We start from the raw sequence: 22,424 nt of genomic DNA, 5'->3' as shown, positions 1-22,424 counted from the left end.
TGGTGCCTTCATCCACCGGATCCGCGGGGAAAGTCGAGCGGGTCATGTCGATTCTGGCATAGACGCTCCGCGACACTCCGCAGCGCGACTCGGCTCACCTCAGGATGCCGTGCGCGCAGCCCTCTTCTCCTGCTGGAAGACCCGGATCGCCTCATATCGCTCGGCGGAACGCGCCTGGCGCTTGGCGGCCTCTTCCTGGCGATTCTTCGGTGGCGCTGACGTCACGAGGCCGTCGAGCAGGCGGCGGGTCGCGACCTCGATCTCGGCGACGGCACGCTCGAACACCTCCTGATTCGCGCGGGAGGGTGTCGCCGTCCCGGCGATCTTGCGCACGAACTGCACCGCCGCGTCGTGACACTCCTCGTCGGTCGCCGCGGGTTCCAGGTTGTTCAGCGGAACGATGTTTCTGCACATACCGGCACGCTACGCCGAGGCGCCGACCGACGGAAGAGCGCCGCCGAGCTCCTACTTCTTGTAGTTCGGGGCCTCGACCACGATCTGCACATCATGCGGGTGCGACTCCTTGAGACCGGCCGAGGTGATGCGCACGAACTTGCCGCGCTGCTTGAGCTCCTCGATCGTGCGCGCTCCGACGTAGAACATCGACTGCCGAAGACCGCCGACGAGTTGGTAGGCGACCGCCGAAAGCGGACCACGGTAGGGAACCTGACCTTCGATGCCCTCGGGGATCAGCTTGTCGTCGCTGGGCACATCCGCCTGGAAGTAGCGGTCCTTCGAATAGGAGGTCTGCTTGCCGCGGGTCTGCATCGCGCCGAGCGAACCCATCCCGCGGTACTGCTTGAACTGCTTGCCCGACTGGAAGACGATCTCCCCCGGCGACTCATCGGTGCCGGCCAGCAACGAGCCGAGCATCACGGCGTCGGCGCCGGCGACGAGCGCCTTGGCGATGTCGCCCGAGTACTGGAGCCCGCCATCGGCGATGACGGGGACGCCCGCCGGGCGTGCGGCGAGTGATGCCTCGTACACCGCTGTGACCTGGGGGACTCCGACACCGGCGACGACGCGGGTCGTGCAGATCGACCCCGGGCCCACGCCGACCTTCACCGCGTCCACTCCGGCGTCGATCAGAGCCTGAGCGCCCTCGCGGGTGGCGACGTTCCCGCCGATGATGTCGATGTGTTCGAACGACTCGTCGGCCTTCAGCCGGCGGACGAGGTCGATCACGCCCTGCGACTGGCCGTTGGCGGTGTCGACCACGAGCACGTCGACTCCCGCGTCGCGCAGCGCCTCGGCGCGCTCCCAGGCGTCGCCGAAGAATCCGATCGCCGCGCCCACGCGCAGACGCCCCTGATCGTCCTTGGTGGCGAGAGGGTACTTCTCACTCTTGTCGAAGTCCTTGATGGTGATGAGCCCGGCGAGCTTGCCGTCGTCGTCGATCAGCGGAAGCTTCTCGACACGATGCTTCGCGAACAGGGCGATGACCTCACCTGCGGCGACGCCGACGCGCGCCGTCACGAGGTTCTCGCGCGTCATGACGTCTTTCACGAAGGTGGTCTGGCGCTCGAAGCCCGAGACGAACCGCATGTCGCGGTTGGTGATGATGCCGACCAGCTTGCCGCTCTCATCGACCACCGGAAGGCCGGAGATGCGGTACTTCGCGCAAAGGGCGTCGACCTCTTCTACCGTGGCGTCCGTGGTCGTCGTGATCGGGTCGGTGATCATGCCGGACTCGCTGCGCTTCACGCGGTCGACGTGGGCCGCCTGGTCTGCGATCGAGAGGTTGCGGTGCAGGATGCCGATGCCGCCCTCGCGAGCCATCGCGATCGCCATCCGCGACTCGGTGACCGTGTCCATCGCGCTGGACAGCAGCGGGGTGGCCACCGAGATGCGTCGGGTGATCCGAGAGGAGGTGTCGGCCTCGCTGGGGATGACGTCGGTGTGCCCCGGCAGGAGCAGCACGTCGTCGTACGTCAGTCCGACGAAGCCGAAGGGATCGTGCTGGTCCATGTGAGCTCCTCCTGCGCGAGTCGCGCGAAATCCGAGTGCGAGCAGGCTCGGGACGTTCGCTCAGGGTGCCCGAAACCCGTATGTGAATTCTAAGCGAGACAAGCCCGAGAACATTCCCTGCGCGGTCGTCCTCCTATCGTGATGCGGAGGATGTAGGCGTTTCGGTCAACGCCCACTACGCTCAAGTTCGTCGTCCGACGCCGCGGTGCCACCCGATACCGCACGGACAGCACTCACAGTGGAGGTTGCGTGGGACCCGCATCAATCGCCGTCAGACGAAGGCACCCCTGGCTCGTCGTCTTCCTCGGTGTCCTCGTCACGCTCACAGCTTTCTTCGCCCTGCCGACACCGGCGTCGGCAGAGACATCCGACGATGAGCAGGAGGTGACCGACTTCTACTTCGCGGGACTGGTCACCTACCAGGACGAAGCCATCGAGGGCGTCGTCATGACCATCGAGGGCAACGGTTTCGACGCCGAGACCGAGACCGACGCCGAGGGCAAGTGGCGTCTCTACGTTCCCGAGAAGGAGACGTACACCCTCACCGTCGACGAGTCGACGCTTCCCGACGGTGTGATCGTGGATGCGACCCAGCTCCCGGAGGGCATCCAGCCCGTCTCCGGAACGACCGCCTCGTTCGAGCTCGAGTTCGGACTCACCGGCACCAAGATCGTCAACTTCTTCCTCGACGCCGGGGAACGGATCACCGTCTCGTTCCTCGATCAGCTGCTCTCGCGCATCGTCGGCGGTCTGAACTTCGGCCTCCTGCTCGGCCTCGCCTCGATGGGCGCCGCACTCATCTACGGCACGACGCGACTGTCGAACTTCGCACACGGCGAGATGGTCACGTGGGGTGCGGTCATCGCCCTGCTGTTCACCTCGTTCTGGCAGCTTCCCCTCTGGCTCGGCATCGTCGCGGCCGTGATCGGGGGCGCTGCTCTCGGATGGGCCCTGGATGCCGGCATCTGGAAGCCCCTGCGCCGCCGAGGACTCGGCGTGGTGCAGCTCATGATCGTCAGCATCGGACTCTCGCTCGCCCTGCGTTACGCGCTGCAGTACATCATCGGGGGCAACACCTATCAGCTGCCCGGCTCGAGCCCGGAGCCGATCAGGCTCGGCCCGATCTCGCTTTCGTACATCGACATGATCGCCATGTCCACCAGCATCATCGTCATCCTGGCGGTCGCGTTCTTCCTCACTCAGACCCGCACCGGAAAGGCGACGCGCGCCATCTCCGACAACCCGCAACTGGCCGCCGCGTCCGGCATCGACGTCGACAAGGTGATCCGCACGGTCTGGATCCTCGCGGGTACGCTCGCGGCCATCTCCGGCATCCTGTGGGCGTACTTCCGCCCCGGCGTGAAATGGGACATGGGCATGCAGATGCTGCTGCTGATGTTCTGCGCCATCACCCTCGGCGGCCTGGGGTCGGCGATCGGCGCGCTCATCGGCTCGATCATCGTCGGTCTCGCCGTCGAGGTGTCGACGCTGCTCGGCGTCCCGTCGGACCTCAAATACGCCACGGCGCTGGTCGCCCTCATCGTGATCCTGCTCGTGCGGCCCCAGGGCATCCTCGGGCGCAAGGAAAGGTTGGGCTGACGCATGGACTTCGGCAGCATCTTCGGCAACACCGCTTCCTATCTCCTCAGCCCGACGACGATCGCGTACGCTCTCGCCGCCACCGGTCTCGCCGTGCACTTCGGCTACACGGGCCTGCTGAACTTCGGTATGGCCGGCTTCATGGCCATCGGCGGCTACGGCTACGCGATCTCGATCCTGACGTTCGGCTTCCCGTGGTGGGCGGCGATCCTGGTGGGCATGCTGGGCGGAGCGGCATTCGCTCTCATCCTCGGCATCCCGACCCTGCGTCTGCGCGCCGACTACCTCGCCATCGCGACCATCGCCGCGGCCGAGGTGGTGCGTCTGATGTTCGTGACGGAACTGTTCAAGGACTGGACGAACTCCGCGGGCGGGCTCTCCGGGTATCACCAGAGCTTCCGCGACTCGAACCCCTTCCCTCCCGGCACCTACGGCTTCGGTCCGTGGACGTATAACGCCAATGACCTCTGGGTGCGCGTCGTCGGGATCATCACTCTCGCCGTCGCCATCCTCGTGGTGTGGGCGCTCATGCGCAGCCCCTGGGGCCGAGTGCTCAAGGGAATCCGCGAGGATGAGGACGCCGTCCGCTCGCTCGGCAAGAACGTCTTCGCCTACAAGATGCAGGCGCTCGTCGTCGGTGGTGTGATCGGCGCTCTGGGCGGCATCGTGTTCGTGCTCCCGTCGGCCGTGATCCCGGGGAGCTACTCGACCTCGCTCACCTTCTTCATCTGGACGATCCTGCTGCTCGGCGGTGCCGCCACCGTTCTCGGCCCGACACTCGGTGCCGTGCTCTTCTGGATCGTGTTCGCGTTCCTCGGCGCGCTCCTGCCCGCCATGGCGAACGCCGGCTACCTGCCGATGTCCGGCGCACAGGCCGACGTCGTCCGTTACATCGTCATCGGCATCGTACTGATGCTGATCGTCGTTTTCCGCCCGCAGGGCATCCTCGGAAACAAGAGGGAGATGACCTTTGTCAAGTGAGAACGACGGAGCGGTCACGCCCGCGAAGAGCACAGCCCGCGTGAAGACCACGGGGCTCACCAACGGACCTGCCGTGCCCGGCGTCGCGAAGGTCGATCCGATCCTCGTGGTCGACGGCGTCCAGCGTCGCTTCGGCGGACTGACCGCGGTCGACGTCGATCACCTCGAGGTCCCCCGGGGCGCCATCACGGCCCTCATCGGTCCGAACGGCGCGGGCAAGACGACCCTGTTCAACCTGCTCTGCGGCTTCGACAAGCCGAACAGCGGCACCTGGTCGTTCGACGGCACCAACCTGTCCGGCATCCCGTCCTTCAAGGTCGCCCGCATGGGCCAGGTGCGCACGTTCCAGTTGACGAAGTCGCTGTCGTTGCTCACGGTGCTCGAGAACATGAAGCTCGGCGCCACGAACCAGCGCGGCGAGGGATTCTGGGCCAGCCTGTTCCCCTTCCTCTGGCGCAAGCAGGACAGCGAGATCGAGGTGCGGGCGCACGAACTGCTCACCCGGTTCAAGCTCGATGCCAAAGAGCAGGACTTCGCCGCGTCGCTTTCCGGCGGTCAGCGCAAGCTGCTCGAGATGGCGCGGGCTCTCATGAGCGAGCCGACCCTCGTCATGCTCGACGAGCCGATGGCCGGGGTCAACCCGGCGCTGACGCAGTCGCTTCTCGATCACATCCTCGACCTCAAGGACCTCGGCATGACGGTGCTCTTCGTCGAGCACGACATGCACATGGTCCGCCACATCGCCGACTGGGTCGTCGTCATGGCGGAGGGCCGTGTCGTCGCGGAGGGTCCGCCGGACAAGGTGATGGAAGACCCCGCGGTGGTCGACGCCTACCTCGGCGCTCACCAGGACGTCGACCTCGGCGCGGTGACCGGTCGTCTTCCGGTGATCTCGGAAGATGAAGCGGTCAAGATCCGTGAGCAGATCGAGACCGAGGTCGAAGCCGAGGAATCCGCCGAGGACGCAGCCGCCGAGGAGAACAAGTCATGACCGATCCAGCGCCCGTCCGGAACGAGATCAAGAACGACGACGTCATCGTCGAACTGAAGGGTGTCCACGCCGGATATCTGCCGGGGGTGAACATCCTCAACGGCGCGAATCTCGTGGCTCACAAGGGAGAGCTCATCGGCATCATCGGCCCGAACGGCGCCGGCAAGTCGACGCTGCTCAAGGCGATCTTCGGGATGGTCGACATCCGTGCCGGCGAGATCACCGTCAAGGGCGAGAGCATCGTGGGCCTGAAGGCCGACAAGCTCGTCGCCCGTGGCGTCGGGTTCGTGCCGCAGACCAACAACGTCTTCCCCTCGCTCACCATCGAGGAGAACCTGCAGATGGGGCTCTATCAGAACCCCAAGGCCTTCTCCGAGCGCCTGGAGTTCGTCAGCAGCATCTTCGGCGAGCTGGGCAAGCGCCTCAAGCAGCGCGCCGGCTCCCTGTCCGGCGGCGAGCGGCAGATGGTCGCGATGTCGCGGGCGCTCATGATGGACCCGTCGGTGCTGCTGCTCGACGAGCCGTCCGCCGGGCTCTCCCCTGTGCGCCAGGACGACGCGTTCATCCGCGTCTCCGACATCAACAAGGCCGGCGTCACCACGATCATGGTGGAGCAGAACGCGCGTCGCTGCCTGCAGATCTGCGACCGCGGCTATGTGCTCGACCAGGGCCGTGACGCCTACGAGGGCTCGGGGCGCGAGCTGCTCAACGATCCGAAGGTCATCGGCCTCTACCTCGGCACGCTCGGAACCGACGCCGCCTGACCGGCTCCCGCGCTCCCGATTCGCGCACCCGCGCACCCGCAACCGCACACCGCGCAACACGAACGACACGCAGCACGAAGGCCCCGAGCAGGTGCTCGGGGCCTTCGCGTTATGCGTGTTACTTGATGCGGCTCGTCACGTTCTCCGCGTCGAACTCGTAGACGCCGATGGCTGCGCCCTTCGGGTCGTTGTTCTCGTCGAACGTGATCTCACCGGAGAGGCCGTCGTAGTCGGCGGTGCCACCCCCGTTGATGATCTCGGCGCACTCCTCGAACGTGGTGCACTTCTCTCCGTCGCCGGAGCCACCCGACGTGGCGCCCATCTCGGCGGCGATGGCTTCACCCTCGACAGCGCCGGCCTTCAACGCGGACAGAGCGATGAGCATCACGGCGTCGTACGCCTCGGCGGAGTACGTCACGGCGTCGATCGGCTCGTTGCCGTCGGAGGTCCAGACCTCGTTCAGCTGGTCGAGGAAGTCCTGCGGCAGCTCGGCGCCGGCGCGGGTACCCTTCGATCCCTCGAGGCTGACCGAGACGTCTGCACCCCAGTCCTTCAGGTTGCCGTCGACCAGGTACAGCGACCCGGTGTCGATGCCGGCGTTGCCGAGCAGCGGCGCGATGGTCGCGAACTGGTCGTACGACACGACGGCGACAGCATCCGGCTTCGCTGCCGAGATCGTCTGCACCTGTGCGTTGAACTGCCCGTCGCCCTGGTTGTAGGACGCCTCGGCGACGACCTCGCCGCCGGTGCCCTCGAACGTCGACTTGATGGCCTCGAAGAGGCCGGTGCCGTACGGGTCGTTCTGGTAGACGATGCCGAGCGTCTTGTGTCCGTCTTCGGCGATCTCGTTGCCGAGGACCTCGCCCTGCAGGTTGTCGCTGGGCGCGGTGCGGAAGTACAGCGGGTTGATACCCGAGAAGTCCGGCGATGTGTTCGACGGCGACACCGTGAGGATGCCGGCGCCGGCGTTGCCGTCGAGGATCAGCTTGGTGACGCTCGAGGATGCCGCGCCGACCATGGCCGTGATATCGGCGTTCTGGAGGTTGGTGATGGAGGTCTCGTACGCCTTGTTGTCGAGATCGCCCTCGTCGGCCGTCTCGAGTTCGATCGTCACACCGGCGTCGGCCTCGTTGATCTGCTGCACGGCCAGCTGGACGCCGGCCTCCATCGGCGCGCCGAGGAACGCGAGCGAACCGGTGGCGGGCAGCAGCGAACCGAGCTTCAGCGTCAGGTCGGCGGCGGGCTTGTCTCCACCTCCGCCCGAGGGCTCCTCGGACGGTGTGCTGCAGCCGGCGATGACCATTGCGGATGCGCCGAGCAGCGCGATCCCCGCGAAGACCTTCGCGCTGCGCGAACCCTTCAAAGCGTTCATTGATGCTCCCTTGCGTAACTGAACGTGGACATGACCACGCTCGGGTGCTCTAACACTAGGGCGAGATGTGCGCGCGCAGGGGTCGCAAGTGTTTCGGTGCGTTAACGATCCGACACCGAGTTTTGCCGCGCTGAGCCGGGCGAATCAGGTGATCGGTCCTGCCGCGGAGCCGCGACCGCGGCGTGCGCTGAGAACGAGATCCACGACGAACACCCCGATGGCGATCCAGACGATGATGAATCCGGCCCAGCGCTCCGGCGGCATCGGCTCCCCGAGCACGGCGACACCGAGGATGAACTGCATCACCGGGGTGACGAATTGGATCATGCCGATCACGGCGAGGTTCACTCTGCGGGTTCCGGCGGCGAAGAGCAGCAGGGGCACGGCCGTGACCACTCCGGCCAGTGCGAGCAGTACCGCGTGCTGCCAGCCGTTGGCCCCGATCGTGATCCCCGCCGGGGTCTGCGCGACGAGGACCAGCTGCACGACCGCGATGGGAACCAGCCAGAACGATTCGAGGGTGAGTCCGCTCACCGCATCGACGGAGGGGCCGATCTTCTTCTTGATCAGCCCGTAGACGCCGAAGGACAGGGTCAGCGACAGCGCGATCCACGGGAAGGAACGGTAAGCGGCCACGATCACGATCACGGCGATCGCGGCGATGCCGATGGCGGCCCACTGCAGCCGACGGATGCGCTCTTTCAAGACGAAGACACCCAGCAGCACCGTGGTTATCGGGTTGATGAAGTAGCCGAGACTGGTCTCGACCACATGCCCGGTCAGCGTCCCGATGACGAAGACCTGCCAGTTGACGTAGATCAGCACGCCCGCCAGCGCGGTCCAGCCGAGCAGCCGCGGCTGCGTCGCGATCACGCGGAGCGCAGCCCATCCGCGCGTGACGGTGAGCAACAGCATGCAGAACACCAACGACAGCACCACGCGCCAGGCGACGACCTCCCAGGGCCCGGTCGGGGCGAGCAGGAGGAAGTACAGCGGGAGGACACCCCAGAGGAGGTACGCGGCTCCGGCGTAGGCGACTCCGGCGGTCTGAGTGGCGCGGGTCGTGTCTGGGGTCACTGCACGAGCCTATTCGGTGCGCCGAGGGGTCGGCGCCGCGAGCGGGAAGCCGACCTCTGCGGCCAGACGCAGAAGAGGCCCGGATGCCGGAGCATCCGAGCCTCTTCGAGGACTACGCGGTTCAGCGAACGACGACGGCGAGGACGTCGCGAGCCGACAGGACGAGGTACTCGTCTGCGCCGAACTTCACCTCGGTGCCGCCGTACTTGCTGTACAGGACGCGGTCGCCGACGGAGACGTCGATCGGGACGCGGTTGCCGTTGTCATCGATACGGCCGGGGCCGACCGCCACGACCTCGCCCTCCTGGGGCTTCTCCTTGGCGGTGTCGGGGATGACCAGGCCACTCGCGGTGGTCTGCTCGGCCTCGACCTGCTTGATGACGATGCGGTCCTCGAGCGGCTTGATGGAAACCGACACGGTCTACCTCTTCTTTCTTGACGCTGACACGAAAGACTTGTTCGCACTCTCAACCCGAGAGTGCTAATGCCAGTGTATGCGCTCGGCTGGCACTCATGCAATGCGAGTGCCAATGCTTCCGCGAGTCGATCCGATCGAGGGACGTAGGCTGAGCACGTGATGTCCGAGCTGCGAGCGCTGCTGACCCCCGCCGGCCTCGAGCTGCTGGACGGGCTGGGCCCGATCGAGACGACCGCCGAAGTCGCCCGCGCCGTCTCACGTCTGCGTACCGCCGGCCACTCGCCCGAGCTCGTCTCCGCCGTGGTGGGACAGGCGCGCCTCCGCGAGAAGGCCCGAGCCAAGTTCGGTCCGTTCGCCGAGCGGATGCTGTTCACCCGCGCCGGTCTCGAGCAGGCCACCCGGCTCGGTGTCGCCGCCCGCCATGCCCAGCGGATGAGGAGCGCAGGGATCGCGCACGTCACGGACCTGGGCTGCGGAATCGGTGGGGACTCTCTCGCTTTCACGGGCGCAGGGCTCGATGTCCTCGCGGTCGACGCCGACGAGGTCACCGCCGTGATCGCGGCCTACAACCTCGCTCCGTTCGGAGACAGCGCGGTCGTGCGGCATGCCACCGCAGAAGACTCGATCACTTCCGCGCCGGCAGCTTCTGCCGCGGTGTGGATGGATCCGGCACGACGCACGGCGGGTCACGGCGAGACCCGTCGGGTGTCGGCGGACGACTACTCCCCCTCTCTCGACTGGGCGTTCGACGTGGCTTCACGCATGCCCGCCGGCATCAAGCTCGGACCGGCGCACGACCGCGATTCTCTCCCTGCGGAGGCCGAAGCGCAGTGGGTGAGCGCCGACGGCAGCGTGGTCGAGCTGGTGGTGTGGACAGGGTCGCTGGCCCGCGAGGGAGTCCGACGCGCAGCTCTCGTGATTCGCGGCGATCGGTCACATGAACTCACGGCAGGCGCTGACGCGGACGATGCCGCTGTGCGTCCGTTGGGCGCTTTCGTGCACGAGCCGGACGGCGCAGTGATCCGCGCCCGTCTCATCGGCGATGTCGCGAGAAGTCTGGATGCGGGCATGCTCGACCGGCACATCGCGTACCTGACCTCCGACTCGGCGCTGACGAGCCCGTTCGTGCAGTCGTTCCGCGTACGCGAGACGATGCCCGCCAACCCGAAGGCGATCAGTGCCGCCCTGAAGGCGAACGGCGTCGGACGCCTGGAGATCAAGAAGCGCGGCATGGACATCGACCCGGCCGCGTTCCGCAAGAAGCTCACTCTGCGCGGCGACGCGGAGGCGACGCTGATCCTCGCACGAGTCGGAAATCAGCGCCAGGCCATCCTCGCCGACCGCGTGCCCGCCGCCGACTAGGCGTCATCTCTCTTCGGGTTCGCTCGGTATCGTGACCTCGATCGGATCACCGTGCTCACCCCCGAGCTCGGTCCTGTCGCCGTCTTCCGTGCGGAACGTGGGTTGCCTTCCACCCCCGGTGATCGTGAGGTACGGCGTCTGGCCCCGGGTGTAAGCCACTTCGATGTTCCACGAGGCCGGTATCGTCCCCGCCGGCTCTTCGACCATGACCCGGAGTCCTTGACTCAGCACTTCTTGCTCGGGACCGCATTCGGTGTCGTCGGCGGCATCGACCACCAGGCAGGTCGCAAAGGTCGCGCCGGTGGCGTGGTTCGCCAGCCAGACCGGCTCGCCGTAGAAGTACCCGATGATCGACAGCCCGGCCTCGTACCCTTCATCGAACAGTTCGTGCGCCCGGTCGCGCTCGTCGCCGCTGAAGCCCTGAAGCATCGCGTCGGCCTGGGTCCAGCGATCGATCACCGCGAGCGGCTCGCCGGTCGTGGCGTAGACGAGGTAGGCGGAGACGCTGGTGGCCTCAGGCACCTCAGCGGCTGCATCCGGGCCGACGCCGTCATCGGCGGCGTCGTCGGCGTTCTCCTCCGGCGCGAGCATCACGGAGGTGGACAACCACATCGGGGTGACCTCGCTCGACTCCAGGCACACGTCGCTGGACTGGTCCGCGACGTCGAGCACCATGCACGTCGACTCCCCGCCGTCCTTCGTGGCGAACCAGACGAGAGCGTCGTCATCCTGGCCGATGGCGCGGACGGACGATTCGTCGTACCCCGCCTTCTCGGACAGCTCGAGACGGCGTTGCTGCTGCTCAGCGGTGAGGACGATTCCCTCTGACCGCTGCGCGAAGAGCGCCCAGCCCACGCCGACACCGATCACCAGCAGAAGAGCGGATGCTGCCGCCACCACCATCCAGCGACGGCGCAACGGGTTGCGCGGGGCGACGGAGTCTTCGGAGTCCGTGTTACCTCGGGAGCCCGTGGAGTCGTGAGTGTGCAAGTGCGCCGCCCGGTCGGATTCCCCGGGGCCCGGGCTCGTCGAGGGGTCGGCGTCGGAAGTTTCGGACGCCGTCGGAAGGTCGGACTCGACGACCGCCGGGCTGCGTGGAGGCGACGCGGCGGACTCGACGACCGCGGGCGGTGCCACCGCCGCCGCTTGGAGTTCGCGGAGGCGACGCGCCTCGGCATCCGTCAGCCCGCCGCCGCGGCCGTACGCCTTCGTCTGCAGGGCGCGAAGCTCACCGTCCTCAGTCGCCGGCGGCACCGACCTCGCCTCCCTCGCGGGTGATCACGAGGAATGAGGGACCGTTGCCCGCCTGCATCTCGTACCGCGTCGTCGCCCCCGACGCATCGATGCGGGAGAGGCCGAGGAGCGGGGTGTCCGCCTGGAGCGACTCGGTGTCACTGCAGGACAGCTCGATCGGGTCGGTTGCGCCGTCGTAGATGAGGCATTGCTCTCGCGATTCCGACATCGTCGCCGTCCAGATCGGCACGGCATCGTCGTATCCGATCACCCAGATCGACGGGGGGTCGAAACCCTCACCGACGAGTTTCTCGGCGATTCGCGTCTCGTTCGCGTTGGCGTAGGTCATGCCGGTGGACCCGCTGTCGTGTTCGTATGAGCTGACGGCGACCGCAGGCTGCCCCGACGCGGTGAAAAGCACCTGCGCCTGGACTTCGCGTCGAATCTCCGAGTTGGCCTCGACCACGATGGAACCCCAGATCCCTTCGGACATGACGGCATCCGTGAGCTGGCAGTTCGGCCGCGCCTGGTCGCCGTCGCTGAAGATGAGGCACGTGCGCTTTCGTTCGTCCTTCGTCGCGGTCCAGACGACCACGTCGCCCTCCACGGCGGCCGCTCGCACCGAGCCGGAGTCGTAATCGCCTCCGGCGACGATCGCCTCATGCCATTTCTGCTGCTCCGGTGTCAATTCCAGGGCCGGTTCGGCGGGCTTTCCGAACAGCGCTCCCCCCAGACCGATGCCGCCGACCACGAGCACGGCGGCGGCGAGGGCGACGGGACGCCAGTGGGACCGTACAAGTGAGAGGAAGGAGGTGGCGGACGCAGGCGCAGAAGCAGACGACTCCGGTTCGTGAGGCTCGGCGGGGACTCCGAGTGGCGCGACGAACACCTTCGGATCCTGCCAGCTCCTGGAAGGGGCATCCGGCGCCGTCGATTCTTCGCGCTGCGCGGCCTTTGCGGGAGCGTCGTCGACGGCCCTGCGACGCACGTCGAGCTCTCGCAGCCTCGCCGCCTCGGCATCCGTGAGACCGCCGTCGCGCCCGTAAGCCCGCGCATGCAGAGCGCGGAGTTCCTCGAGCTCGTCGGCGTTCAGCATGCGGCTATCCGAGCCTCTCGAACTGCATTCCCGCCCACACGAGCCACCCCAGACTGTAGACGGTGGCGCAGAGCCCGAGCACGAGTGCCCACCGAGCCATGGCGCGGTTCTCGACGGGCCGCCGGAGCGACATGACCGCGGCGATCACGGCCACGATGGCGACCGGAATGCCCCAACCCACGAAGAACGATGCTCCGAGCGCCACGATCGCGGCGAGGAGCGCCCAGGGCGCGAGCCTCGTGTCGTCGACACTGGTCGCCTCCGTCGACGGCGACCACTCGTGATCGTCGGTGGCGTCGATGTCAGGACCGCTCACCACCACCGGCTCGACGCCTACCGGACCAGTGGGCAGCTTGGTGTATCCGTCGCGCCTGGCCCCGGGGATGCGCGCCGTCCCCGCGGGATGCTCGACCTCTTCGGAGGGTCGCTCGATCCGCGTGGGGGGCACGGGCGTGGATCGGGGCGCCGTGCCGTCGGGGTCGTGGGTTCGCGGGACGTCGCTCATGCGGCCACGGCTTCCGCCACCTGTATCTCGGTCACCGGCAGCGTCGAGTCGGCTCCGAAGGCGAGCGTCGACGGCGGCCGCCCCGAAGAGATCAGCTCGGCCGCGAGCGCAGCGATCATGGCGCCGTTGTCGGTACACAGCGACAGCGGCGGGATGCGCACCGTCACGCCGGCCTGCGCTGCGCGCTCTAAAGCGACTTCACGCAGACGCCGGTTGGCTATCACGCCCCCACCCAGCAGCAGACGCGGGACGCCGAGGTCTGCGCAGGCGGCGAGCGCCTTGGTCACGAGGACATCGACGACCGCCTCGCGGAAGCTCGCAGCGACGTCGGCGACCGGAAGTTCGCGCGCCGGACCCTCCTCGGACGCGGCTTCCGCCTCGAATCTCTCGACCCAACGGGCCACCGCGGTCTTCAGTCCCGAGAACGAGAAGTCGTACCGGTGCTTGGCCAGGTCGGAGGCACGGGAGAGCCCTCGGGGGAACCGGATCGCATTCGGGTCGCCGTCGAGTGCCGCGCGATCGATCTCCGGACCGCCGGGATACGGCAGCGAAAGCAGACGGGCGACCTTGTCGAAGGCTTCGCCCGCCGCATCGTCCATGGTCTCGCCCAGCAGTTCGACGTCGGTGGTGAGGTCACGCACGTGCAGGAGCGAGGTGTGGCCCCCTGACACCAGCAGCGCGATCGTGGGGTACTCGAGCGGTGCGGAGTCGGGGGTGAGGATGTCTGCGGCGATGTGACCGACGAGATGGTTCACGGCATACAGGGGCTTGCCGAGCGACACCGCGAGCCCCTTCGCCGCCCCGACGCCCACCATGAGTGCCCCGGCGAGCCCTGGACCGCTGGTCACGGCGACCGCGTCGAGGTCGTCGAGGCTTACGCCCGCCTCGGCGAGCGCGGCGTCGATGGCCGGCTGCAACGCCTCGAGGTGGGCGCGGGCGGCGACCTCGGGCACGACGCCGCCGAAGCGTGCGTGCTCGTCCATGCTCGAGGCGATCGTGTTGGAGAGCAGGGTGCGACCGCGCACGATCCCGATGCCGGTCTCATCACAGCTGGTCTCGATGCCCAGCACCAACGGTTCGCTCATGTGTTCGCCTCCTCGACTGCGCGTGCGCCAAGCGTGCGCCGGCGTATGTCCAGCCGCATCACGATCGCATCCACGTCGTCCGGCTGATAGTAGCGAGGACGCCTGCCGATCTCCTCGAAGCCCTCCGCGGCGTACAAGCCTTCCGCGGTCGGGTTGTCCGCCCTGACCTCCAGGAAGACCTCACGCGCACCCCGCTCGGCAGCCGCGTCGAGCAGCGCCCGCAACAGCGTCCTGCCCCGCCCTCGTCCGCGTTGTTCGGCGACGAGGGCGATGGTCTGGATGTCGGCATCCGGGCTGCCCTGCAGGGCGCGGACCCCGCCGTATCCGACGATGGCACCGTCCTGCTCGTCGACGAGGTAGCGGCCGTGCGGGCTGGCGAGCTCCGCGGCCATCGCCTCTTCGCTCCAGGCATCCGTGGGGAACGACCGACGCTCGATCACCATGATCGCTTCGAGGTCGGCCGGAGTCGCGGCGCGCAGACTCATGATCCCGCCCCGGCGACGGCGGGATCCGGGGACGAGTCGGCAGCGAGGATCACTCCTCCAGGGTAGTCGTCGTACGGCTCCCCGAGGGGAGCTCCGCACCGCTCGCTCAGCCGAGAGGGGCGCGCAGCGGATAGTCCTGCTCTTCGAGGATGACCTGCGCGGCAGCGCCCGTGGTGCGGTTGACGACGACGGGCGCCAAGAGGTTCACGCTCACCCCCGCGGCCGACGGATGGGCGACGACGAGGAGCATCGCCTCGTCGGGGGAAGCAAGCGCCAGGTCGGAGACCTGCTCATCCGTGAGGATGGGCGAGTATTCGCTCAGGACCGTCTGCGGGTCGACGAGGTACAGCCGGAGGGCGTCGTCGTCGACGGCTCGCATGGCGAACAGCCCATCGGCACCGTCGACGGGTGCGAGAACGAAGTCGACGTGCGGCGCGAACCCCGGCGGCGGCGAGACGAAAGCGAGCGCGGCGGTCATCGCAGGAACTCCATCAGGGAAGGCTGGAGCACGCGCGCGTTCACGGCCAGCGCCGATCGGTACACCAGTTCCTGGGCCTGCAGGCGGACGAGCACTTCGACAGAGTCGACATCCTCGACCGCCGCCCGGCGGGACTCGAGGGACACGGAGTTCTGCACGGCCGCCTCCTTGGCGCGTTCGATCTGAGACTGACGGGTTCCGACGGACCCCTGCACGCCCAGCATGGCAGTCCGGCGAGCATCGATCTCGGCGAGCCGCGGCCCGACGTTGGTGCCGCTCCGGAGATCCGCGACGATGTCGTCCACCAGCGCGAACACCGAATTCTGACCGGTACCGAAGACGGCCGCGCCGTCGGTGTCGACGCGGACGGCGGCGGCATCGGACACCCGACGGGTCACTTCGGCCCCCGGAACGCCGCTGTGGCTGTAGTCCGCGGCGAAGGCAGACGTGTTGGACGTCCCCGCGAAGACCGATCGGCCGAGCAGGCGCGTGTTCGCCTGCGCCAGCAGCTCGTCGCGGATGCCCTCGAGTTCGATCGCGAGAGCCTCCTTGGCTGTCGCGTCGAGCGCACCGTCGTTCGCGCCCTGCGCGGTGAGATCGCGCACGCGGCCGAGCAGGGCTGTGCTGGCGGTGATCGCCGCATCGGCCGACGTGACCCAGGCGAGGCCGTCGTCGATGTTGCGGGCGTGCTGCTCGGTCCGGCGCTGCTCGGCGTGCAGCGCGAGCGCCGCGGCTGCTGCAGCGGGGTCGTCCGACGGGGCAGCGAACGCACGCTGCGAAGTGGCCTGCTCCTGAAGACGAGCCAATTCGGTGAGGTTGGACTGCAGATGGCGCATCGCCGTCTGCGTCATGGAGGATGAGGTCACGCGAGAGATCACGATGCTCCTTCGATCAGCGTCCGACGAGACCGGTGCGGTTGATGAGGACGTCGAGCGCCTCATCCACAGCGGTCATCACCCGGGCTGCGGCCTGGTAGGCGGTCTGGTAGGTGAGCAGACTGATCGTCTCCTCGTCGCCGTCGACGGCCGCGACGGACTGCTGGGCACGGGCAGCCGCGACTGCCGCCGATTCGGAGACCCCGGCACGCTGCACGTCGGCGGCCGTCGACACGCCGAGGCGGGTGACCTGGTCGGACCACACGGCATCCGGAGAAGTGGCGCGGAGTCCGATCTCGGAGATCAGATCGGCGTTCGTCGCATCCCAGGCGCCGGCTCCCGGCGCGGCCAGGGCGAGGTCGGATGCCGCGTCCACCGCGACCGTCAGACCGAGTGCGGCCGGACCGGTGGCACTGACCGCGAAGAAGTCTCCGCCCGGCTGCCCGGACGAGGTGACGCCGGCGCGGTGCTGCGTGTTCAGTGAATCGGCCAGTGCCGTCGCTGCGGAATTGTAGCCGGCGGCGACCTGCGCGAGCAGACCACCGTCTGCTGCGGGAGCGAGGACCGAGAGCGAACCGCCGAGCTCACCCGCACCGATCGAGACGGGAAGGCCCGGGTCGGATTCCCAGGAGACGGTGAAACGCTGGCCGGCGTCGATGGACGTCGGACCGGAAAGAGCGAGATGACGCGAGTCGGTGCCGGACACGAGCGCGTTGCCGTCGATGCGCACGGTCATCGTCCCGTCGCTCTCGATCGTGGCCCCGGCCCCGGACAGTCTGGCGACCGTCTGGGCGAGGACGCCGCGCTGGTCCATGAGTTCGTTGGCCGAGCGGCCGGACGCGAGGGCGTCGCGGATCTCACGGTTGAGCACCGCGATCTGATCGGCCGCGGCGTTCACCTGGGTGACCGTGCGGTCGGCCGCGGCGCGGGCATCGCTCCACTGGTTCGCGACCATGCGGTAGCCACCCGCGATGTGCGACGCGAGTTCTTTCGCGGACTCCAGCACGCTCGAGGCGGCGGCGCCAGAATCCGGCGTGTTCGCGAGGTCTTGCCATCCGGCCCAGAAGGCGGTCATTCGTGCCGCGAGCCCGTTCTTGGTGGGCTCGGCGAGCGAGGCCTCGACCGCGGTGGCGGCGACGGCGCGCGTTGACCAGAAACCGGAAGCGCCGAGAGTGTCGCGCACCCTCGCATCGAGCAGGGCGTCGCCGAGACGCGCCACTCCGTCGATCGAGACGCCGTGCCCGGGCAGGGCTCCCGCGCTGAACCGACCGGTCTGAGCGATCGCCGCCACCGACGAGGTCGTCACGCGCTGACGCGTGTAACCGTCCGTGGTCTGGTTGGCGATGTTCTGTCCGACCACATCCATCCCGCGTCGGGCGGCCGCCAGCCCGCTGGCGGCCGTGTTCAATCCACTGAAAGTCGACATGGTCTCTTCTCGGTCACATCTCGGTGTCGACGATACGCGCGGCATCTTCACGCGCGCGGTCGCCTCGGGTGGTGTACTCGCCGGTGTCCAGACCCAGCGCCGCGATCGTCTCCTGCGTGGCGCGGAGGACGCCGCTGAGCTGCTCGGCGTTGGCATCGCGCATCTGCTCGACCTCGGCGGCCAGGCGGGTGAGGGCTCGCATGTGGTCAGCGAGAACGTCGCGCCACGCGCCCTCCGGCGCGATCTCGACCAGCTCGCGGATCGTCATGCTCTCGGGGGCGCCCCATTCCTCCGCGACGCCCGCGACCTCGACGGCGCGCGACAGACTCGAATCTCGCAGCCGATCAAGGACCTGATCGATCTCCCGTGCGGCAAACTGGATCCATTGGGATCGGCCGGCGGCAAGCAGCAACTGCTGTTCATCGAGCTTGAACAGCAGCATCTCGAGCAACTCTCGCTCACGCCATAGCTGCATCGATAGTTCGTTGGCTCCCATGATCCCCTTTTTCCCCAGCGGCCCCCCGCAAGTAAACGGTACATAAAGTCTCTATCGGCAGGCGCGTGCCTATGGTTACTATGTGGGTAGGCGATGGGTAGTTATCCCCATGGACAGATCATAACTCGTATGATATGTACTTCTACCTTTTCGCCTTGAGCTCCCGGAGTGCATCCAGAGAGGTGGATCATCCCCCATGTCGTCGCGCACACAGCGCAATAGCCTTATAGAGGCAAACCTCCCTCTGGTCGGTTACCTGGCAGCCGAGACCCATGCCCGCGCCACCCACATCCCCCGCGACGAGCTCGCGGCCGTCGGCGCCCTCGCGCTCGTGACTGCCGCCGATGCTTTCGACCCGACGATGGGTGTGCCTTTCGGCGCGTACGCGCGCCGCCGCATCCTCGGTGCTTTCGCCGACGAGATGCGCTCCATGGACTGGGCCACCCGCGGCATCCGCAAGCGCATCAAGGAGACCGTGCTGGTCCGCGACACGTTGACGGCCGCCCTGGGGCGGACCGCGACCGTCACAGAGATCGCCACGGCGATGGGAGCTGCCAAGGACGAGGTCTCCGAGGCGCTCGGCGACGCCGCTCGCACCATGACCACTCTCGACGATCCCGCTGCCCGTGACGTGGCGGCCCGGATCCCGCTGCCCGAGGAGTCGGCGCTCGTGGGAGAACGCCGGGAGGTGCTCACGCACGCCGTGGCCGCTCTCCCCGAGCGGATGCGGAAGATCGTGCAGGCCGTCTATATAGACGAACGGCCGGTCAAGGAGATCGCCGAGGAGTTGGGCGTCAGCCACTCCGCAGTGTCGCAGCAGCGCTCCGAAGCGATCCGCCTCCTCCGCGATGCGCTCGACAGGTACTACACCGAAGGGCAGGCCCCCGCCGCGACGGCGCGGGTCTCGCCGGCCGCGCACGACGCGTTCTTCACTCGCATCGCCGAGGCCGGTGGTGCGCGCATCGCGAGCGTCTTCCGGGCGACGGCTCCGGTCTAGCATTCCTGACCCACCCGACTAACGGGTACGGGTGCACCGCCGATAGGTGTGACTGGGAGACCACGGACGGACTCCCAGTTCAACCAATCACGGAGGAGACCCATCATGGGTATGCAGATCAACACCAATGTGTCGGCGCTCAACGCCTACCGCAACCTGTCCAGCACCCAGAACGACCTGTCGAAGTCGCTCGAGAAGCTTTCGAGCGGCCTGCGCATCAACCGCGCGGCAGACGACGCTGCCGGCCTGGCGATCTCCGAGGGCCTGCGCTCGCAGGTCAACGGCCTGAACGTCGCGGCTCGCAACGCCCAGGACGGCATCTCGGTCATCCAGACCGCAGAAGGCGCCCTGACCGAGGTCCACTCGATCCTGCAGCGCGTGCGTGACCTCACCGCGCAGGGTGCGAACGACTCGAACAACGCGAAGTCGCGCGAAGCGATCCAGGAGGAGATCAACACCCTCGGTGACGAACTCACCCGTATCGCCGACAGCACGAACTTCAACGGCATCAAGCTGCTCTCGGGTGGCACGACGCTCACGTTCCAGGTCGGCGCGGGTGCTGTCGCCGCTGAGGACCAGATCTCGGTCGCTCTGACCGACTTCGACACCCTCGGTGCCGACATCAAGACGCTCGCCGCCACGATGACGGACGCGGCGTCCTACGGTGCGGCACTGGCGGGCATCGACACGGAGATCCAGGCGGTCTCGACCGCACGTGCCGGCTACGGTGCGCTGCAGAACCGTTTCGAGTCGACGATCAACAGCCTCAACGTGTCGGCGGAGAACCTCGCTGCCGCCGAGAGCCGGATCCGCGACACGGACATGGCGGCCGAGATGGTCAAGTTCACGTCGGCGAACATCCTGTCGCAGGCGGGCACGGCCATGCTGGCCCAGGCCAACCAGGCCAACCAGGGCGTGCTCCAGCTCCTGCGCTGAACCACGCCGTAGGGGTGGTTCGGGTGATGGCGCTGCCGTCACCCGAGCCACCCTCGGCTTCTGACACGGAAAGGCGCGTATGTCGCTCTCGCTCGACGGCCTCATCTCCGGCCTGAAGACCACCGAGGTCATCAAGGCCCTGATGGATGTGCACGCCATCCCCCGCTCGCTGCTCAAGGCGAAGATGGACGACAAGAACGTCGTCGTGTCAAACCTTCAGACGCTCAACAGCGCGATCCAGAATCTGGCGACCCAAGCCGGCAAGGCCGCTGCGGTCGACGGCCTCGCGCGATTCACGACCTCCTCCTCGTCGACGTCCGTCACCGTCGCCACGCGCACGGGGGCCACCGCGGTCGCCGCCGACATCGTCGTCGACCGGGTGGCGAAGAACCACACCATCGTCTCGGCGGCGTCGAACGGATGGCCCGCCGCATCGTCCGTCCTCACCCTCGAGAACGCCAAAGGCGAACGCCGCGAGATCGACGTGGCCGGCGCGTCGGTGCAGGAGGTCGCTGACGCGATCAACGAAGCCGGATTCGGGATCGTCGCCGCAGCGGTTCCCGCCGGACGAGACGCCGACGGCAATGTGCTCCACCGCCTCCAGCTGCGCGCCGCCGACTCCGGGGAAGCCGGCAGGTTCCGCGCCTTCCATGGTGACAGCGCCGCCGTCACGGCCGGAACCGCCACCGACCTGTCGACCGAGACAGGAGCCGCCACCGTCGCCGTCGGCACCGATGCGCAGGTGCGACTGTGGGCAGGCACCAGCGCCGAGCAGGTACTGACATCGTCGAGCAACACCTTCACCGACCTCTTCGACGGCGTCGATGTCACGGTCTCCGCCGTGTCCACCGACCCCGTCACCATCGCCGTGTCCGTCGACACCGAGGCGCGCACCAAAGCGTCTGCCGAATTCGTCGCACTTCTCACCGGCATCCTCACGCGCATCGACAACGGGTCGAAGGCGACCATCGCTGCCGGACAGGGCGAAGCCACGACCCTGGGAGTGTTCACGGGCGACAGCACCGTACGCGCTCTGCGCACGGCGATCGCCGACGCCGTGCAGCATCCGATCGACGGCGTCTCCCCCTCGTCCATCGGGATCTCGACCGACATGTACGGCGTGCTGAGCTTCGACGAGGAGAAGTTCGCCGAGGCGCTCACCAAGGACCCGGACGCGGTGGCGAGCCTCTTCTCCGCCGTCGCCGCGCGCGTGGAGGACACGGCGAAGGTCTACTCGGACAAGTACGACGGCCTGCTGACCTCGCGCATCACCGGGCAGGAGAGCGAGGTCAAGGGCCTCGGCGAGCAGATGGAGCGCTGGGACGTGCGCCTCGCGCAGCGGAAGGCCTCCCTCGAGCGCACCTACGCGCAGCTCGAGGTCATGCTGTCGAAGATGCAGTCGCAGTCCTCCTACCTGACATCGCAGCTCGCCGCCCTGCCGAGTGCGAACGCGAGCTCGGGCTCATGAGCATGAACGCCGCCCTGCGCGCACAACAGCGCTACCGCGAGGACGCGATCCTGTCGGCTCCGCCGGAGCGATTGGTCACGATGCTCTACGACCGGCTTCTGCTGGACATCGAACGCGGCGAGAGCGCCCAACGGGCACAGGACTGGACAGAGGCGAACGCGCAGCTGCAGCACGCACAGGCGATCGTCTCGGAACTGTCTTCGTCGCTGACGGACGAGTGGAACGGCAGCTCCGGTCTGCGCTCGCTGTATCTCTTCCTGTCGCAGACGCTCATCGGCGCCAACATCGGCCGCGACCCTGAGCGCACGCGTGCCTGCCGCGAGATCGTGGCCCCGCTGCGCGACACATGGCATGAAGCCGCCCGCACGCTCGCGGAGACGCGGGCATGAGCGCGGACGACGAGTGGACGACACTCCTCGAACAGCTCGAGAAGGATGCGGAGAGAATCCTTCAGGGCCGCGCATCCGAGCCCGGCGCGCACCCCGTCGCATCCGGCGCCCTCGACACGTGGACGCCGCCCGCGACTCCGCTGCCGCTGCACCTGGCCGACCGCGCACAGCGATTGGTCACGCTCCAGCGCTCAGCGATGGAGCGCGCCGCGGCCGACATGGGGGAACTGCGCCAGCACCTCGACGCCGTGCGCCGGGTGCCGGCCGACCGCCGGCCCGATGCCCCCGCCTACCTCGATGTGAACGGTTGACAGCGCCTTCTAACGCGCGGGCCGCGTCGGTCGATAGAGCACGGAGAGTGAGGATCACTCGGGAGAAGCGGCCAGGGATCGGCCACACCAGCTACTCAGGGAAAGCCGGTTC

Annotated in this window: 24 protein-coding genes; 10 read left to right on the top strand and 14 right to left on the bottom strand. The window is 67.7% G+C overall.

Features of this window, described 5'->3' with window-relative positions:
* Nucleotides 1-99: 99 nt before the first annotated feature.
* Both D7252_RS10175 and guaB read right to left on the bottom strand, forming a co-directional pair.
* Nucleotides 100-414, bottom strand: a complete 315-nt coding sequence (locus D7252_RS10175; protein ID WP_120775287.1) for a DUF2277 domain-containing protein — start codon at nt 412-414, stop codon at nt 100-102.
* 51 nt (nt 415-465) lie between these two features.
* Nucleotides 466-1,968, bottom strand: a complete 1,503-nt coding sequence (gene guaB, locus D7252_RS10170; RefSeq protein WP_120775286.1) for an IMP dehydrogenase — start codon at nt 1,966-1,968, stop codon at nt 466-468.
* A 249-nt stretch (nt 1,969-2,217) separates the two neighbouring features.
* Here guaB and D7252_RS10165 point away from each other — a divergent pair, with 249 nt between their 5' ends.
* Genes D7252_RS10165 through D7252_RS10150 form a run of 4 tightly spaced genes read left to right on the top strand, consistent with a single transcriptional unit; the run spans nt 2,218 to nt 6,303 of the window.
* Nucleotides 2,218-3,567, top strand: a complete 1,350-nt coding sequence (locus tag D7252_RS10165; protein WP_259461085.1) for a branched-chain amino acid ABC transporter permease — start codon at nt 2,218-2,220, stop codon at nt 3,565-3,567.
* Between the two features lie 3 nt (nt 3,568-3,570).
* Nucleotides 3,571-4,548, top strand: coding sequence for a branched-chain amino acid ABC transporter permease (locus D7252_RS10160; RefSeq protein ID WP_120775285.1), 978 nt, complete (start codon nt 3,571-3,573; stop codon nt 4,546-4,548).
* On the top strand, nt 4,538-5,539 hold the full coding sequence (locus tag D7252_RS10155; RefSeq protein ID WP_215110934.1) for an ABC transporter ATP-binding protein: 1,002 nt from the start codon (nt 4,538-4,540) through the stop codon (nt 5,537-5,539). Before D7252_RS10160 ends, D7252_RS10155 begins: the two co-directional genes overlap by 11 nt.
* A complete protein-coding gene (locus D7252_RS10150) occupies nt 5,536-6,303 on the top strand; it encodes an ABC transporter ATP-binding protein (protein WP_120775283.1) in 768 nt (255 codons plus the stop codon). The genes D7252_RS10155 and D7252_RS10150 overlap by 4 nt, the downstream gene beginning before the upstream one ends.
* A gap of 118 nt (nt 6,304-6,421) precedes the next feature.
* On the opposite strand, the gene D7252_RS10145 is transcribed toward D7252_RS10150, so the two are convergent.
* From D7252_RS10145 to groES, 3 genes are all read right to left on the bottom strand, one after another.
* Nucleotides 6,422-7,675, bottom strand: a complete 1,254-nt coding sequence (locus D7252_RS10145; protein WP_120775282.1) for an ABC transporter substrate-binding protein — start codon at nt 7,673-7,675, stop codon at nt 6,422-6,424.
* Nucleotides 7,676-7,819: 144 nt separating this feature from the next.
* A complete protein-coding gene (gene rarD / locus D7252_RS10140; protein WP_120775281.1) occupies nt 7,820-8,752 on the bottom strand; it encodes an EamA family transporter RarD in 933 nt (310 codons plus the stop codon).
* Between the two features lie 121 nt (nt 8,753-8,873).
* Nucleotides 8,874-9,170: a co-chaperone GroES gene (gene groES / locus D7252_RS10135; protein WP_120775280.1), complete on the bottom strand. Its 297-nt coding sequence runs from the start codon at nt 9,168-9,170 to the stop codon at nt 8,874-8,876.
* A 159-nt stretch (nt 9,171-9,329) separates the two neighbouring features.
* Here groES and D7252_RS10130 point away from each other — a divergent pair, with 159 nt between their 5' ends.
* Nucleotides 9,330-10,532, top strand: coding sequence for a THUMP-like domain-containing protein (locus D7252_RS10130; RefSeq protein ID WP_120775279.1), 1,203 nt, complete (start codon nt 9,330-9,332; stop codon nt 10,530-10,532).
* Nucleotides 10,533-10,535: 3 nt separating this feature from the next.
* Here D7252_RS10130 and D7252_RS10125 read toward each other — a convergent pair whose 3' ends face one another.
* From D7252_RS10125 to D7252_RS10085, 9 genes are all read right to left on the bottom strand, one after another.
* Entirely contained in the window at nt 10,536-11,786 is a 1,251-nt protein-coding gene (locus tag D7252_RS10125; RefSeq protein WP_120775278.1) for a hypothetical protein, read from the bottom strand.
* Nucleotides 11,770-12,861, bottom strand: coding sequence for a hypothetical protein (locus D7252_RS10120; protein WP_120775277.1), 1,092 nt, complete (start codon nt 12,859-12,861; stop codon nt 11,770-11,772). Before D7252_RS10120 ends, D7252_RS10125 begins: the two co-directional genes overlap by 17 nt.
* Nucleotides 12,862-12,865: 4 nt before the next feature.
* Nucleotides 12,866-13,366: a hypothetical protein gene (locus D7252_RS10115; RefSeq protein WP_120775276.1), complete on the bottom strand. Its 501-nt coding sequence runs from the start codon at nt 13,364-13,366 to the stop codon at nt 12,866-12,868.
* Entirely contained in the window at nt 13,363-14,451 is a 1,089-nt protein-coding gene (tsaD, locus tag D7252_RS10110; RefSeq protein ID WP_120775275.1) for a tRNA (adenosine(37)-N6)-threonylcarbamoyltransferase complex transferase subunit TsaD, read from the bottom strand. The genes D7252_RS10115 and tsaD overlap by 4 nt, the downstream gene beginning before the upstream one ends.
* Nucleotides 14,448-14,936 carry a ribosomal protein S18-alanine N-acetyltransferase gene (gene rimI / locus D7252_RS10105; RefSeq protein WP_120775274.1) on the bottom strand — a complete coding sequence of 163 codons (489 nt, stop codon included), beginning with the start codon at nt 14,934-14,936 and terminating at the stop codon, nt 14,448-14,450. The genes tsaD and rimI overlap by 4 nt, the downstream gene beginning before the upstream one ends.
* A gap of 106 nt (nt 14,937-15,042) precedes the next feature.
* Complete coding sequence (locus D7252_RS10100; protein ID WP_120775273.1) at nt 15,043-15,414, bottom strand: flagellar assembly protein FliW; 372 nt, start codon at nt 15,412-15,414, stop codon at nt 15,043-15,045.
* Complete coding sequence (locus tag D7252_RS10095) at nt 15,411-16,292, bottom strand: flagellin (RefSeq protein ID WP_259461084.1); 882 nt, start codon at nt 16,290-16,292, stop codon at nt 15,411-15,413. The genes D7252_RS10100 and D7252_RS10095 overlap by 4 nt, the downstream gene beginning before the upstream one ends.
* A 13-nt stretch (nt 16,293-16,305) precedes the next feature.
* The gene (gene flgK / locus D7252_RS10090) at nt 16,306-17,715 is read right to left on the bottom strand and encodes a flagellar hook-associated protein FlgK (protein WP_120775271.1); all 1,410 of its coding nucleotides are present in this window, start codon (nt 17,713-17,715) and stop codon (nt 16,306-16,308) included.
* A 13-nt stretch (nt 17,716-17,728) separates the two neighbouring features.
* Nucleotides 17,729-18,211, bottom strand: a complete 483-nt coding sequence (locus D7252_RS10085) for a flagellar protein FlgN (RefSeq protein ID WP_120775270.1) — start codon at nt 18,209-18,211, stop codon at nt 17,729-17,731.
* 196 nt (nt 18,212-18,407) lie between these two features.
* Here D7252_RS10085 and D7252_RS10080 point away from each other — a divergent pair, with 196 nt between their 5' ends.
* The 5 genes from D7252_RS10080 (at nt 18,408) to D7252_RS10060 (ending at nt 22,312) form a co-directional block, all read left to right on the top strand.
* Nucleotides 18,408-19,208 carry a sigma-70 family RNA polymerase sigma factor gene (locus D7252_RS10080; RefSeq protein ID WP_120775269.1) on the top strand — a complete coding sequence of 267 codons (801 nt, stop codon included), beginning with the start codon at nt 18,408-18,410 and terminating at the stop codon, nt 19,206-19,208.
* Nucleotides 19,209-19,313: 105 nt separating this feature from the next.
* On the top strand, nt 19,314-20,144 hold the full coding sequence (locus tag D7252_RS10075) for a flagellin (RefSeq protein ID WP_120775268.1): 831 nt from the start codon (nt 19,314-19,316) through the stop codon (nt 20,142-20,144).
* Between the two features lie 79 nt (nt 20,145-20,223).
* Nucleotides 20,224-21,612 (top strand): flagellar filament capping protein FliD, encoded by a 1,389-nt coding sequence (fliD, locus tag D7252_RS10070; protein WP_120775267.1) that lies wholly within the window; start codon nt 20,224-20,226, stop codon nt 21,610-21,612.
* Nucleotides 21,609-22,001 carry a flagellar export chaperone FliS gene (locus D7252_RS10065; protein ID WP_308162482.1) on the top strand — a complete coding sequence of 131 codons (393 nt, stop codon included), beginning with the start codon at nt 21,609-21,611 and terminating at the stop codon, nt 21,999-22,001. The genes fliD and D7252_RS10065 overlap by 4 nt, the downstream gene beginning before the upstream one ends.
* The gene (locus tag D7252_RS10060) at nt 21,998-22,312 is read left to right on the top strand and encodes a hypothetical protein (protein ID WP_120775265.1); all 315 of its coding nucleotides are present in this window, start codon (nt 21,998-22,000) and stop codon (nt 22,310-22,312) included. The genes D7252_RS10065 and D7252_RS10060 overlap by 4 nt, the downstream gene beginning before the upstream one ends.
* The last annotated feature ends 112 nt before the right edge of the window (nt 22,313-22,424 follow it).

This window comes from Microbacterium sp. CGR2, assembly GCF_003626735.1.
In the GTDB taxonomy this organism is placed as follows: domain Bacteria; phylum Actinomycetota; class Actinomycetes; order Actinomycetales; family Microbacteriaceae; genus Microbacterium.
Note: the sequence above shows the minus strand (reverse complement) of the source record. Positions and strands in the feature narration are given on the sequence as shown.

Bases quoted from the DNA above. Each gene is read 5' to 3' on its own strand.
- D7252_RS10065 (WP_308162482.1), top strand. From the start codon at position 21,609: ATGAGCATGAACGCCGCCCTGCGCGCACAACAGCGCTACCGCGAGGAC.
- D7252_RS10175 (WP_120775287.1), bottom strand. From the start codon at position 414: ATGTGCAGAAACATCGTTCCGCTGAACAACCTGGAACCCGCGGCGACC.
- D7252_RS10150 (WP_120775283.1), top strand. From the start codon at position 5,536: ATGACCGATCCAGCGCCCGTCCGGAACGAGATCAAGAACGACGACGTC.
- D7252_RS10080 (WP_120775269.1), top strand. From the start codon at position 18,408: ATGTCGTCGCGCACACAGCGCAATAGCCTTATAGAGGCAAACCTCCCT.
- fliD (WP_120775267.1), top strand. From the start codon at position 20,224: ATGTCGCTCTCGCTCGACGGCCTCATCTCCGGCCTGAAGACCACCGAG.
- tsaD (WP_120775275.1), bottom strand. From the start codon at position 14,451: ATGAGCGAACCGTTGGTGCTGGGCATCGAGACCAGCTGTGATGAGACC.
- D7252_RS10085 (WP_120775270.1), bottom strand. From the start codon at position 18,211: ATGGGAGCCAACGAACTATCGATGCAGCTATGGCGTGAGCGAGAGTTG.
- D7252_RS10060 (WP_120775265.1), top strand. From the start codon at position 21,998: ATGAGCGCGGACGACGAGTGGACGACACTCCTCGAACAGCTCGAGAAG.
- flgK (WP_120775271.1), bottom strand. From the start codon at position 17,715: ATGTCGACTTTCAGTGGATTGAACACGGCCGCCAGCGGGCTGGCGGCC.
- D7252_RS10120 (WP_120775277.1), bottom strand. From the start codon at position 12,861: ATGCTGAACGCCGACGAGCTCGAGGAACTCCGCGCTCTGCATGCGCGG.
- D7252_RS10145 (WP_120775282.1), bottom strand. From the start codon at position 7,675: ATGAACGCTTTGAAGGGTTCGCGCAGCGCGAAGGTCTTCGCGGGGATC.
- D7252_RS10160 (WP_120775285.1), top strand. From the start codon at position 3,571: ATGGACTTCGGCAGCATCTTCGGCAACACCGCTTCCTATCTCCTCAGC.
- D7252_RS10075 (WP_120775268.1), top strand. From the start codon at position 19,314: ATGGGTATGCAGATCAACACCAATGTGTCGGCGCTCAACGCCTACCGC.
- D7252_RS10100 (WP_120775273.1), bottom strand. From the start codon at position 15,414: ATGACCGCCGCGCTCGCTTTCGTCTCGCCGCCGCCGGGGTTCGCGCCG.
- D7252_RS10130 (WP_120775279.1), top strand. From the start codon at position 9,330: ATGTCCGAGCTGCGAGCGCTGCTGACCCCCGCCGGCCTCGAGCTGCTG.
- rimI (WP_120775274.1), bottom strand. From the start codon at position 14,936: ATGAGTCTGCGCGCCGCGACTCCGGCCGACCTCGAAGCGATCATGGTG.
- guaB (WP_120775286.1), bottom strand. From the start codon at position 1,968: ATGGACCAGCACGATCCCTTCGGCTTCGTCGGACTGACGTACGACGAC.
- D7252_RS10115 (WP_120775276.1), bottom strand. From the start codon at position 13,366: ATGAGCGACGTCCCGCGAACCCACGACCCCGACGGCACGGCGCCCCGA.